Source organism: Aquisalimonas sp. (assembly GCF_007120195.1).
GTDB lineage: Bacteria > Pseudomonadota > Gammaproteobacteria > Nitrococcales > Aquisalimonadaceae > Aquisalimonas.
In genome coordinates, this window is the sequence record NZ_SKOG01000117.1 from 1 (window position 1) to 12,647 (window position 12,647).

General features: G+C 59.8%; 11 protein-coding genes, 1 tRNA gene and 1 pseudogene. 3 read left to right on the forward strand and 10 right to left on the reverse strand.

The window, feature by feature from the left end; all coding sequences use genetic code 11:
• The first annotated feature begins 234 nt into the window (after nt 1-234).
• Nucleotides 235-311: transfer RNA gene (locus tag QZT63_RS08870), tRNA-Arg, on the forward strand.
• Between the two features lie 335 nt (nt 312-646).
• Here the strand turns inward: QZT63_RS08870 and QZT63_RS08875 are convergent.
• The 9 genes from QZT63_RS08875 to QZT63_RS08915 all read right to left on the reverse strand — a co-directional run bounded on the left by QZT63_RS08875 (nt 647) and on the right by QZT63_RS08915 (nt 10,245).
• Nucleotides 647-1,831: an amidohydrolase gene (locus QZT63_RS08875; protein WP_290650430.1), complete on the reverse strand. Its 1,185-nt coding sequence runs from the start codon at nt 1,829-1,831 to the stop codon at nt 647-649.
• 66 nt (nt 1,832-1,897) lie between these two features.
• Entirely contained in the window at nt 1,898-2,959 is a 1,062-nt protein-coding gene (locus QZT63_RS08880; protein ID WP_290650432.1) for a TRAP transporter substrate-binding protein, read from the reverse strand.
• Nucleotides 2,960-3,114: 155 nt separating this feature from the next.
• Complete coding sequence (locus QZT63_RS08885) at nt 3,115-4,419, reverse strand: TRAP transporter large permease subunit (RefSeq protein WP_290650434.1); 1,305 nt, start codon at nt 4,417-4,419, stop codon at nt 3,115-3,117.
• Nucleotides 4,416-4,934, reverse strand: a complete 519-nt coding sequence (locus QZT63_RS08890) for a TRAP transporter small permease subunit (RefSeq protein WP_290650435.1) — start codon at nt 4,932-4,934, stop codon at nt 4,416-4,418. The genes QZT63_RS08885 and QZT63_RS08890 overlap by 4 nt, the downstream gene beginning before the upstream one ends.
• A gap of 269 nt (nt 4,935-5,203) precedes the next feature.
• On the reverse strand, nt 5,204-6,505 hold the full coding sequence (locus QZT63_RS08895; protein WP_290650436.1) for an alpha/beta hydrolase: 1,302 nt from the start codon (nt 6,503-6,505) through the stop codon (nt 5,204-5,206).
• A 190-nt stretch (nt 6,506-6,695) separates the two neighbouring features.
• Entirely contained in the window at nt 6,696-7,703 is a 1,008-nt protein-coding gene (locus QZT63_RS08900; RefSeq protein ID WP_290650438.1) for a M20/M25/M40 family metallo-hydrolase, read from the reverse strand.
• Between the two features lie 210 nt (nt 7,704-7,913).
• Complete coding sequence (locus QZT63_RS08905) at nt 7,914-8,804, reverse strand: GGDEF domain-containing protein (protein WP_290650440.1); 891 nt, start codon at nt 8,802-8,804, stop codon at nt 7,914-7,916.
• A 68-nt stretch (nt 8,805-8,872) separates the two neighbouring features.
• Nucleotides 8,873-9,943, reverse strand: coding sequence for a cobalamin B12-binding domain-containing protein (locus QZT63_RS08910; RefSeq protein ID WP_290650442.1), 1,071 nt, complete (start codon nt 9,941-9,943; stop codon nt 8,873-8,875).
• A 5-nt stretch (nt 9,944-9,948) separates the two neighbouring features.
• On the reverse strand, nt 9,949-10,245 hold the full coding sequence (locus QZT63_RS08915; protein ID WP_290650444.1) for an antibiotic biosynthesis monooxygenase family protein: 297 nt from the start codon (nt 10,243-10,245) through the stop codon (nt 9,949-9,951).
• Between the two features lie 305 nt (nt 10,246-10,550).
• Between QZT63_RS08915 and QZT63_RS08920 the strand changes: the two are divergent.
• Nucleotides 10,551-10,745: pseudogene (locus tag QZT63_RS08920) on the forward strand (transposase); the annotation flags it as partial.
• Nucleotides 10,746-11,081: 336 nt separating this feature from the next.
• Here the strand turns inward: QZT63_RS08920 and QZT63_RS08925 are convergent.
• Nucleotides 11,082-11,462 carry a hypothetical protein gene (locus QZT63_RS08925; RefSeq protein ID WP_290650446.1) on the reverse strand — a complete coding sequence of 127 codons (381 nt, stop codon included), beginning with the start codon at nt 11,460-11,462 and terminating at the stop codon, nt 11,082-11,084.
• Nucleotides 11,463-11,881: 419 nt separating this feature from the next.
• On the opposite strand from QZT63_RS08925, the gene QZT63_RS08930 reads away from it, so the two are divergent.
• Nucleotides 11,882-12,647: CHAD domain-containing protein (locus QZT63_RS08930; protein ID WP_290650447.1), on the forward strand; the 766-nt coding region annotated here is incomplete at its 3' end.

A 12,647-nucleotide genomic window follows, 5' to 3' on the forward strand; every position in this document is an offset into this window, starting at 1 on the left:
CATGGCACCGGGTCTGATCGAAGGGCGTAGACAGGCATTAACGCAAGCGTAATACACCATTATCTGCTGCGCGCCGACACCCATGAGGCTCTGGCTTCAGCGCCATAATTAGAATTGCTGCTCGGATAGACAATTCGGGTCGACGGCGTAGCGAAGCGGAGTCGAACCCCTCCATTGTTGGAGTGTCATTGACCCAAAGGCAGAGCTTCGCCATAATCTGCGCCTCACAGCACAGCGCCCGTAGCTCAGCTGGATAGAGCACCTGGCTACGAACCAGGTGGTCGGAGGTTCGAATCCTTCCGGGCGCGCCATACAAGTAGGGGGATGTCCGTAGGGCATCCCCCTTTGTCGTCTATGACCTTCCAGGATTCGATCTTTCGTCACCTGGACGGGTTGGTTTGCCCCAGGGGCGCGAAGCGAAGCAGCGCTGCCGCGCGAGCGGCACTGGCGGTCGCCCTTAGCGGATTCTGACCCCTGTCTGCTCCAGGGGTGCGGGCCGTCGACAAGGAGAACTGTGTCGATCGACCGAGGCCCCGGGGCTGCTTGGGCCACCGGCTCCGGTGCGGCGGTTGGCAGTTGCGCTGGTGATTCTGCCTGGGGTCAAGCAAGTGTTCGGGCCTGCGCGGCTGGCACCATCGGCCAGGATTTACCTGACCGCCTGCTTTTCAAGAGACTCCCGGGCGAGCTTCGACAGCAACTCGAGCCCGACCGGAATGATCTTGTCATTGAAATCGTACTTCTGGCTATGCAGTCCCTGCGCGTGCTCACTATCACCGGAGCCTACATGGATATAGGCGCCGGGGCATTCAGCCAGCATGAAAGCGAAATCCTCACTGCCCATGCTGGGTTTATAATTTGACTCCAGCGCCTCCACTCCGAAAGTCCCCGCAATTACGGCGCGGGCGGTGTCGGTAGCACTTGGGTCGTTGACCGTGGTTGGGAAGTGGTTTTCGATAGTCAGCTCGATTTTGGCTCCATAGTAGTGCTCAAGGCTCTTGCACAGGCGCTGCACGGAGGACCTGACGGTATCGGCAGCCTGATCATCCAGGGCGCGAATTGTGCCACTCAGTCGGGCTGTATTCGGGATGACGTTAAAGCCCTTAATATCGCCACTTTCAATCGCGCAGATGCTGAGCACTGCAGGGCTCACCGGGTCGATTTCACGGGAGACGATGGTGTGCGCCTTGTGAATGAACTCCGCGGCAATCCGGATCGGATCAATACACCCGTGCGGGTTGAGCCCACCATGCCCCCCACGGCCGTGGATGGTAATGTCAATCCTGTCTCCGCTCGCCATGATTGGCCCCGGGATTAGGCCGAATTTTCCGACCGGCAGCGCTGGCCAGTTGTGCAAGCCGTAGATCTCGTAAATCGGGAAGCGGTTGAATAGGCCATCGTTGATCATGGCCTTGGCGCCGCCAACGCCTTCTTCGGCTGGCTGGAAGACGAAGTAAACCGTGCCGGAAAAGTCGTTGTGTGCCTGCAGGTGCTCGATGGCGCCCAGCAACATCGTCGTGTGTCCGTCGTGGCCGCAGGCATGCATGCAGCCGCGATTGCGCGAGGCGTGCGCAACGCCGCTGTGCTCATCGAGTGGCAACGCATCGAGGTCGGCGCGCAGGGCCACGCTTGCCGAGGACTGGGCACCGCTGCCGACCAGCTGCGCAACCACCCCGGTTCCGCCCAAACCGCCGGCATACTCGACACCTAGGGAATCCAGGTAGGCGCAGACTTTCCGGGACGTTTCATGCTCTGCAAAGCCCAGCTCGGGCCAAGTGTGGAGGTCCTGGCGGAACCGGATCAACTTGCTGAGACTGTCGGCGGAGATATTCATAGGTCACCGGTGGTCCAGGCTTGCGGCGCGCCCTGTGGCAGGCGGACGCGCCGGTTTTGGCTGAAATTATAGCTTGCCGGTCAATTCCATGAATTCGTGCAGCAGATCGCCAACCTTGCCGGAGTACTCGGGATCTTGCTCGGAGACCTCGTCAACCACCGCCATTGAGTGCTCTCGCATTTGCTCGATTACGGAGTCCTCCATCTGAATGATCTCACCGTCGTAGTCATTGACGAAGTCCTGCATCCGTTGAAAGTCGTGATACCGGAAATGCGAGCTGGAATCGATACTGGTGGCGCGCAGCGCGGTGTCCAGAGCCTGCTTGTGATCGCTTCCCAGCTCATTCCACCTGTCCATGTTGATGATCGCTTCCCCGTTCGTGTGAGCGACCAGATCGGGCTGCATGATGTAGTCGTTCACCTCCTGTAGATTCATGCCCCAGCCGGCCGCAACGCCGCCCCAGTGGACACCGTCCACCACGCCGGTCTCGAGGGCCGAATAAAGCTCTCCCCCGTCAATTGCCACGGGTGCCGCTCCCATTTTCTCGAAGACGCGCGCCGCAGTGCCGGTGGAGCGAATATTAAAGCCGCGGAAATCCTCTGGGGTCCTGATCGCCTTATTGGCATAGATGGCGATCCCGGCGGTGGAAGACGGCCCAAGCTGATAGACGCCCCGCTCAGCGTAGGCTTCGCGGATGATATCGAGAGCGCCCATGTGATAGAAAAAGAGGTGCATCTCCTCGTGGTTCCCGAACGTCGCGAGATTACCGTTTAAGTGCCCCGCGACCGGAATGTCACCAATCCAGTACGATGGCCAGGTGAATGCGCTATCGAGGGTTCCTCGTGCTACCGCCCGCAGCGTGTCCCCCGTTGAGACCACCGACCCGGGCGCATGCGGCTCGATTTCCAATTCCCCGTCGGTGGCTTCCGTAACCCGCTCAGCAAACTTCTGGAATACATCGTCGTAATACCAGGTCCCCCGCGGCCAGTGGGTCTGCATCCGCCATTTGACCTTCGAGTTGCGCGACGCGATGACGGCAGGTGCACCCAGTGCAGCAGCAGCCCCGACCGTGGCGCCGGCACTGGCAGTCAGAAACTTGCGACGGGACATATCGTTATCGTTGCTCATGTGTGTTCTCCTCCGTACTTGTCAAAAAACCGCAAAGCCCTCGCATACCTTCACGGAAGGCGGCCAGAGCTGCGATTCCCTGCATGCATGAAACCGCCTTGACAACGATTCTCATGCTCAACTCCACTTTACAAGTTACCAAGATCGTTCAATCATCATCCCATCAGGAATTTGGTGCCTTCGATCAGAATGCTTGGGAATATCAAAAAGACGACTCCGCACATAATCATTAAAACAACATAGGGAAATACGCTTTTGTAAAGAACGGATATTGGAGTATCTGGGCTCAGATTCTTGAGATAGAATATGTTGTAACCGAAGGGAGGGGTTATATACCCAATGCACAGGTTAAGCTGAAATATGATGCAAAACCAAAGTGGGTCAAATCCAAGGTTCACAACAACCGGGAAGAATATCGGCAGAACCAGCAAAATTATGCCAATAGGATCGAGAAACATCCCGAGAATCAGTGCGAATACCTGCATCAGGACGATCAGTATCCAGGGCTGAACATCGATGGAGAGCAGGACTACCTGCATGAACTGAATGCCGCCTGCCCCGGAGTACACCGATACGAACGCCGTAGCGCCGAAAATGATCCATATCACCATTCCGGTTGTGGCGGCGGTTTCATAACTGACCTCGCGTAAGAACCGCAGGTTGACTTCTCCCCGAAGCGCCACGGCGACGACCACCGCCGCCGCGCCGACCGCCGCTGCCTCCGTGGGTGTGGCCAGCCCCGTGAAGATCGAGGCCAGCACAACAACGATGATCACCAGCGGCGCAATGACGGTGGGCAGGGCGCGGAGTTTGTCCGCCAGCGGAACACTGAAGTCGGCGGCAGGGGCCGACTCCGGCTTCAGTCGCGCTCTGATGGCAATGTAGGCAATGATTGTCACGAGGACGATCAGGCCTGCGACCAAGCCGCCCATGAATAGCCTGCCGACGGAGACCCCCGTGGTCATGCCGATCACAATCAAGGTAATGGAAGGCGGGATGAGAATGCCCAGTGTGCCGGCCGCACCGATGGTGCCCAGCACGAAGGAACGATCATAGCCGTGTCGGTCCATCGCGGGCATGCCAACCTTGCCCGTGGTAAGCGTCGACGCGGCACAACTACCTGTCATCGCCGAGAGCACCGAAGCGAATCCGGCTGTACCCATCAGCAGGCCGCCATTTACCCGTCCAGACCAGACATAGAAAGCCTTGTACAGATCTCGAGAAATCTGGGATCGCGCCAGCGCAACACCCATGAATATAAAAAGCGGAATCGCTGCCAAAAGGATCGACCACATCGTGCCGAAGACAGCTGATATCATCGGGAAAAGGCCATCGGGACCATGCATAATCAGGGTGAAAATGACGGCAACCCCGCCCAAGGCAAAGGACAGAGATACCCCAAGCATGATCAGCACCAAGAGCAAGCCGAACATGCCGATGGTCAGGATTTCGGGACTCATGCGGGACCTATTCTTTTTACATTGGTGTCAGGGCTGATGACATGTATTACAGAACGGATCAGCTCCGCAACACCCTGCACGGTAATCATCACGACACCGACGAAAAGGGCAAGCTTCACAGGCCACATGGGATGGCCGAGTGCGCTAGCATCCGTCTCGCCCCACTCCCAAGCCTCCTGGAAGTAGTACCATCCCTCGTAGGCCAGGGCGGCACCCCAGATTACGAGGACGGTATAGTTCAGTAGATCCAGGCAAGCATTCCAACGCGGGGACCGTGTGTTAAGAAGAAGATCTACTCGGACGTGGCCGCCCTGCGTTAACGTGTAAGCGCCAACCAAGACGAAGTAGGCGGCAAAGATACGCTGCGTGTACCCCGGGGCCCATACAGTCGGGGCGTTGAACACGTAGCGCATCACCACCTCCAGGACGATAATCGCGATACCGAACCATATGAGGAAGCTTACCGCCTTGCCGAGGGCAATATTGATGCGGTCAACCCACGCGAGAAGGACCATTTTCCCCTCCTGGCTCCCGGTAGTGAGATGGCAGGTAACACCGCATTCTTGGTTGGTTATATGTTACGAATTTCCCTACTCTCCACGGTACTGCGTGTCCGAGGATTGTCAAGGCGTCTCCCCCTGGTAGGGGGCTGGCGGCCGGTCACCCCGGAGAATTCACTCGGGGGAGGAACTGACCTGCTCCCCGGTTCCCGGGCCAGAGGATAATCAAAATACAGTCTGTATCTGGGCCCGGACTCCGGCGAGTACCCCGAGTTGGATCCGCCTCAGGGGCAAGAGAGCCCCGCCCGGTCTTGCGTGGTGAACCGGCAGCCAAAGTCCGGGTCGGCCACCGCCGCCTCGTCTGTAATGGGATCACCGCTCGGGATTATGCCGTGTTCCACCCAATCCACCAGGTCGTCGAATGCCTGTGCGCGTTCCTCTGGGGTGAACGTGCAATGGCCCACGTCCCGAATGGCACGCTGGACCAACAGGTGAGAGTTGCCGCTTTCGGCAGTTCGCTCGGCATAGATCTGTTGCATGGAAAAGGGCACGAAGAGATCGCCCAGCGTGTGCAGGGTCAGCACCGGGACCTCCATCTCCCCGCGAATTGCCGGTACGTTGGCAAGGCCTCGGTTACGCCGGGTTTGCGGATCCGCGGTCACGCGCAGGACCTCCTCATTCAGCTCCATCTCTTCCTGGGTTGGTTGTGTCGTTGGATCCTCGAAACGGTAGAAGAAGTCGGTCGTGTCCATAACATTGCCCTTGGCGACACCTTCTACCGTGCCGTCGCGGTGGCCAAAGCCGAAGAGGAAGTCTGCCCACGCGAAGAACGCAGTATCAAAGCCAGGGCGCGGCCCGCCGGACATGTTCATAGTGACCGCCTTTAACCGTTCCCCCTCGTCGTTGAGATCCAAGAACCACGGCGTGCCATCGCTCAGAGCAGCTTCAAGCTGCGGGCGGACGTCCTCTTGGAAATCCGGATTGGGGAACGTCGCATCCATATCCACCAGCGCCTGGGCCACCAGACTGTAGCTGATGAAGTAGTCGTACAGAGCCGTATCCCCCATGACTCCGCACTCGGGTAGGGCGCCATCATAAGTGCGCGGATACTGCTCCACGGAGACACCAGCGATATGTCCTCCCATGGACGTGCCCATGATGTAGGTCTTCTCCGGTTGTCCGACCAAGCCGTTGAAGCGCTGCGTTAACGCGTGGGTGTCCTTTACCCCCGCTTTGACGTCATACCGGTTGCGGGTGAAGCTCGATGCCGCCCAGGCATAACCATTCTCCACGAAGTGTCGGCGAATGGGAGGGTTGGAGACCGTCAACTCCGGTACTTGGCCGCGAAAACCGTGGGCATAGACAACCAGGCGGCCGTTCCAGTCCTCCGGCACCTCGATACGGTAGCCGGCATTGGCATGCACCCCCCACTTGGTTGTCGTGTCGGTGCCCGCTAAGGAATCAAATGGCAGTTTATCCTCGTCAATGAAGTAATCAGGCAGCTTGTCCAGGGCGCTGACCGATGTGGCGAGTGTTAATGCGCCGGCGAGCGCGGCAACTCGGCCTCCAGTAGCGGATAGGGTCATGTTATCTTCTCCGGGATTTCTTGATCGGCATTAACCGCCCTGCCACAGCCAGCGGCACTGGCGTCCCAGAAGCAGCGTGCGGTCGCGTGCAACAATGGAAAAACACCTCGTTCCTATAGCCCAGGTAGGCGACCCCGTCAAAACGCGGTCATCACTGAAACAGGCTGGCAGCCCCCCATCAATGAAACGTTTAACGTCCTGCCGGCATGCCCGCCACCGCCTTCGCCAGGGCAGCGGTGATGCGCGCCATGGTGTCGTAGTCCAGGGTGTCATAGGTGTCGTCGGGGCCATGGTAGTGGGGATTACGGAAATTGGCCGTATCCGTGATCATCAGGCCCGGATATCCCTGCTGCCAAAACGCCCAGTGATCCGAGCGCCTGATGTCGTCGATGAGTTCAGGCGCCGCCAGGCCCTCCGAGGGCACCTCAGCGTACTTGCGGAAAGCGCCTATGGTTTCTCGTACCAGGGAACGGGACGCGACGTTGCCCACAAAGGCCAAGAAGTCGCCGGTGTCGGGGTAGACGTATTCCAGCACCGGCGGGCGGCGCTGGCTGCCAGGCTCATCTGTAAAATAGCCGAGCATCTCCAGGGACAGCATACCGACAATGTTCTCATCGGCGACGCGTGCCTCCCGGGCGTACCTGAGGCTGCCCATCGCCTCGGTTCCGAAGAAGGGGCTCTCCTCGTTCGCAAAGGCCACCAGGCGAATCGTGCGCTCTGGGCTTTCCTTCGGCAGCAGCCGAGCCAGCTCCATCAATACCGCGACCCCGGAAGCATTGTCGTCGGCACCGGGACTGCCCCTCACGGTGTCATAATGCGCGCCGATCACCAGTATCTCATCCTTGTCGCCGCGTCCCTGCAGTTCCACTTCGATGTTGTGGAATACCTCATCGCCGGTGGGCACGGCCTGGCGTTGCGGTTCGTGGCCACTATCGCGAAAAACCTGCTCAATGTAGTCCGCGGCCCGGTGTTTTGCGTCCGGGCGCCAGTAATGCCGCTCGCCTATATCCTCGGCGAGCACCCGAACATGGCCCTTCAGGCGGTCGCGCAGGGTCTCCTCACGGCTATCCAGCGGCGAGGGAGTGCTCTGGAAGGAAGCACCGGGCATGTGCAAGATCAACAGGTACAGGCCACCGCAAATGACGACCAGCAGCGCCAGAATCACAACAAGTCCCACGCCCAGCAGTCGGTGCCCCATCACCATCGTCCTCAACGGGTTGCCACCAGGGACTCTAACAAGGACGGCGCCAGGGAAACCAATCAAAGCGCCAACAGCGCGGGCTCTGCGGTGGCATTCACCCGCTGGCTCGATACACTCAACGCGGCAGGTATGACGGGCGCTGAAGTCGGTGCGGAGTCTCGTGCGGGCATTAGGCCAATCACGGGACGCGGGAATACGGATTGTGCGTTACTCGATTGGCTCCGCCGAAATGGTCCGGTTTCGCCCCATGTCTTTCGCTTGATAGAGCGCCGCATCGGCGCGGGCTAGGAAGTCCTCGGTAGACTCCTCATTTCTGCGCTCCGCCACACCGATACTAATGGTAACCGGCAGGTGTCCCTCGGCATGGGGAATGGCCTCAATTGCGAGCCGTAAACGCTCTGCGAGTTTCACTCCCTCCGCGTGGCCGGTTTTCGGGGCCAGGACAGTAAACTCCTCGCCACCCCAGCGGGACAGAACGTCCCCAGCGCGTACGCGTTCCGTGAGAACGGCGGCAACATCGCGAAGGACCTGATCGCCGTGCTGATGGCCGTGGCGATCGTTGATCGCCTTGAATCGATCCAGATCCATAAGCAGGATGGTTAGTGAATCACCGTGTCGCCTGGCCAGTTTGGCATGGTGCTGCATGAGTTGATCGAAGCTCCTCCGATTCGGGAGCCCCGTTAACGGGTCCGTCAGGGAAAGTCGCTTCGCTTCGTTCGCGTAATACGTCAGCTCGCGGTTGGTACGCGCCAGCTCGCGCTCTTGCTCCGCGTATTCCTCGGTCAACTGCAGCAACTGCCGCCGCAGTTGGCGCTCCTGCTGCACGTCACGCTCGCATACCACCAGAATCCAGGACTCCCGGCAATAGGCGTGTCCTATCCAGGATTCAGAGTCGCCGTCGATGTCCCCCAGCGTAACCAGTCCCGTATAGATTAGGGCGTCGTATTGACCGTCAGCCCTTGCGAGAAGTTCTTCCACGGTCGGATTGAGGAATACGTTGTCCACCGAGAGCTGAGGATCGCCCGGACCCGCGCTTGGCAACAGATCATACAATCCCTGATTGGCGTCGATGAGAGCACCGTGGCGATCCAGTATCACAAGTACAAGGCTCCGCAGTGAACGTAGGAAGTGCGGAACCGACTGGGGTATCGCGACGGGTCGGTCTATCATGAGCCTTCAATTGCAGTGAGCGCGGTTGAGGACCAGCCGTCCAACCCCAGCCGGTCGGCGACCTCGGAAATTCGGATGAAGCCGAGCCCACCGGCGACGATACGCGGCGATTGGCCTCCAAACCGTGCGCGTATGCGGTCCGTGGCCTCCTTGAGCTGCGGCAACTGGCGGACCATGGAAACGGACAAACCGACAAGCTCCGGGTTCACCTGCTCGATTCGCTCGAGCAGGTCCCCGGTGGGTGTGTCCGCCCCAAGGAATTCCACCGACCAACCATCAAGCTCGTAGGCATCCGCGACCATCCGCAGACCGAGGGCGTGGTGGTTGTGCGCCACACTGGCGAACATGGCCTTCGCGCCGCGCGGCGGTGCGATTGGCGCCAGCGCGAAGTGGTGAACCAACAACCTTTGGGCCAGGGCGGTGGCGAGATGCTCCTGCGCGACACTGATTTCGCGGGCCTGCCACAGCTCGCCAATTCGATACAGGGCGGGCTGGAGGAGGCCCACTGCCATTCCAAGGTAACCCTCGTTGCGGGCGGCGGAATCGATGAGTGCGCGTGCCTCTGTCTGGTTCCCTGTCGCCAGGCTGTGGGCCAACGAGTTGGCTGATGCCGGATCGTGCTCCACCGTGGCCGACGACCGGAAGGTAGCAACGGTGTCGGACGCTCCCGTGAGGCCGCGTTTGCCGCCCTCGATCACGCTCCCGACTGCACGATACTGATCCGGCGATAGCCGATCACGGAAGTAGTCGGCAAGAAGATCGGCCGACAGGGCAACCGAGTTTGCGGGCACATGGCGCGCCCGGAGCAGGCCTTGCAACCACACCAGATAATCGCCGAAAGGCGCCGAGCTACCGGCGACAAGACTCCCGGCGAGATAATCAAGATGGGAATGAATGTCCTGACGGCAATAGTTCTTGCCGTATTGACCAAAGGGCGCCAGTTCTTCATCGAGTTCGCGGTAGATCCCCTCGGTCACCGTCTCGACGGCGGAGGCGCGATGCCCCTCTACGGCTTTCGCGGCCGCCATCCCATCGCCCAACGGGATCTCAACGCCTTCCGAAACCATTGGCATTACTCCGTCACGAGTTCGAAATACTGGAGCGCCCGGCTTCCCTTTTCGACCTTCAGTCCCCTCGGCATTGCGCTGTGGGATTCATGCAAATGGTGATCATGCCATGTCTCGAAACTCTCACGATCGGTCCACATCGTAATCAGCCAAAACTCATTGGCCTGATACGCTGGGCTAAGCACCTCCATGCGGACAAAGCCGGGTTGTTTATCGACGCGCATGGGACGCTCCAGGAAGGCGTCACGGACCATCTGCTCCTGCCCCGGCCTGACCCGGAATCGGCTCATCGCTACGAACATCTCGATACGTCTCCGGATAGGACAACAGGACATTTGCACATAGGCCACGACGCGGGGACGTCGCAGGAAAATCTCGCGAAAGCCTGCAATTGTCCGGTCTATCGTCGCTTCCCGAATCACCCGAGGGTAGACTATAGCTTGCCCGCGGCGATTCGACCTTAACTGACATCAAAGGGTAACAGCTTCCCCTTGCTACGACGACATGCCATGTTCTTGGTAAGGGGGGCGGTATGGGCGGCCTGGCTCCCGGGTAATTCATCACGAAGGCTAGAGAGAAGTCGGCGCGGCTCCAAAACCTGTGTGTAATCAATAGCGCAACCCCGAAAAACGCCGCACCCCTCCGGGTCGCCCCCGAGAGGACCCCAGATGTCGTCGAGCAGGCTAGGCACCACAGTGCCCGGTGGGTGCGCGTGCGCATCGACGCGGGCTTTATCGATGGTCAGACCCTGGAGGCCCTCGATGCCCGCGGTATCGACTACCTCGGGCGGCTCAGAGACAACGCGGCGCTGACCTGGCTGTTCGACTCCCATCTCTGCCGTGGCCCGGGTGCAGCGCGACGCCCACCGCCTGTGTCCTCGAGCGCCGCGCCGCGCCGCGGCGCAGTGGCGCGTCCTGCTCAAGCGACTCACACGGCTCAAGCTCGAGCCCGGATAGCGCGACGCGACAATCGGTGACAAAGCGCACAGGCAGGGCCGGAGAACGCGCCTAGGACTGCCGGAACCCGCCGACGTGAGGCGCAGCGGCCTTGAGCTAGAGAAATGCGTCCAACATGCGCCGAATCCCATTGAGTTCGAAGGCGCGTATCGCGAACCCCGATTAGCCATTGCCCGGTTCTTTCAGGCGACCAGCGGCCTGGCCGTTTGCCGCAACGGGTGGCGGCGGATGGGTTCATCCACGCATGGCGGAATATTCGGGACCCGGAGGCCGGCGACGCAGGTGTCGCGCACTGGGTCAGCGCCATTGTAGCGGTCGCGCAGCCAGCCGCGAATTGGATTAGTTCCTGCTTGCGGCACCCGAGTGGAATGCAGTGCTCTGGAAAAATCCGATGTTCCGGTCGAACTGAAACGCAAATTATAAAAATGCTTGGTGAAAGCCTGTTCATTGGTCGACGCGATCAAACTTATAATCTTCAAAGCCACGGGAGAGAATAATGTCCGGCCACTTCCGGCAGCGCGAGACAGCTTCGCTTCATTAAGACTGCCATTGGCTGTTGCCACTAAGGAGGGCTTCCCTGCATACGCGGACAAATCGATTAAGGCCCTCGATTTGTTGTCTACTTTTCCCGGGGGCGGGACCGTGAACCAATAGTAGCCCGTCGTGCGTTGACGGTCGCACGTTGCCATCAGATGTCGAGCGAGGCGGTGTGACTTGCGACCAACAGGCTCCGGAGAGACCAGGGTGGTTCAGTGATGTTTCTGCTTCGCACCGGGCTCGCTTGGGAACCTTCTCCGATATCGGGTTTAGCTCTCTTGGAAATTCTACCCATCAATGTTGCGAATGTAAGTCGTGCAGGATTCATAAAATTTCGAAATGACACAATACAAGTGTTACCCTTTGACTGAACTCGTTTTGAGTGGGCGCCCGGCACACTGAGGCTCAGCACAGCGGAGTTAAAGCGAAGTAGGCGGGAGAGCCGGTGGCATATCAATTTGAGGTGGATGAAAACACCGATGCCGGGGTGCGCCGGATCGTGCGCGAGCGCATTGACGATGCGATGAAGCAGCTCGATCGCACGGGAGACAAGCAACACAAAGGAATCCACGAAGCGCGCAAGGGTTGCAAGGAGATTCGTGCTGTGTTGCGGCTCGCGCGCCGCCCGCTCGGCAGGCACTATCGTAGCGAGAACGCGGCTTTCCGGGATGTGGCACGTGGACTGGCGAGCAGTCGAGATGCTCAGGCTGTGGTCGAGGCGTGGGATGCGCTTCGGGAGCGGTTTGGCGAGCGCCTAGCGAAGGATGGTGACGCCATTCGGCAGAGGCTGATTGCGCGCCGTAACGCGTTGCTCGCCGAGTCCGGTGACATCGGGGTTTCCCTGGGGACGGCGCGGGAGGCGCTTTTGCAGGCGCGTTCGCGCATCGATGACTGGCCGGAGATCCCGGCGTTTTCCGATCTGGCGCCGGGAGCGGCACGCTGCTATCGACACGGCGGGGCGCGCCTGCGCGACGCGCAGCGGGGTCCAAGCATCGAGGTGTTACACGAATGGCGCAAGCGTGCGAAGGACTACTGGTATCACACGTGTCTGCTCCGCGGTGTCTGGCCGGGAATCATGACCGCCTGGCGTCGGGAGTTGAAAACGCTGTCCGATTGTCTCGGCGATGACCACGATCTCATGGTTCTCAGGGCGGCTCTGCTAGCTGAGCCGGAGCGCTACGGCGGCGAAGAGCGCTTGACGAGCCCGCTTC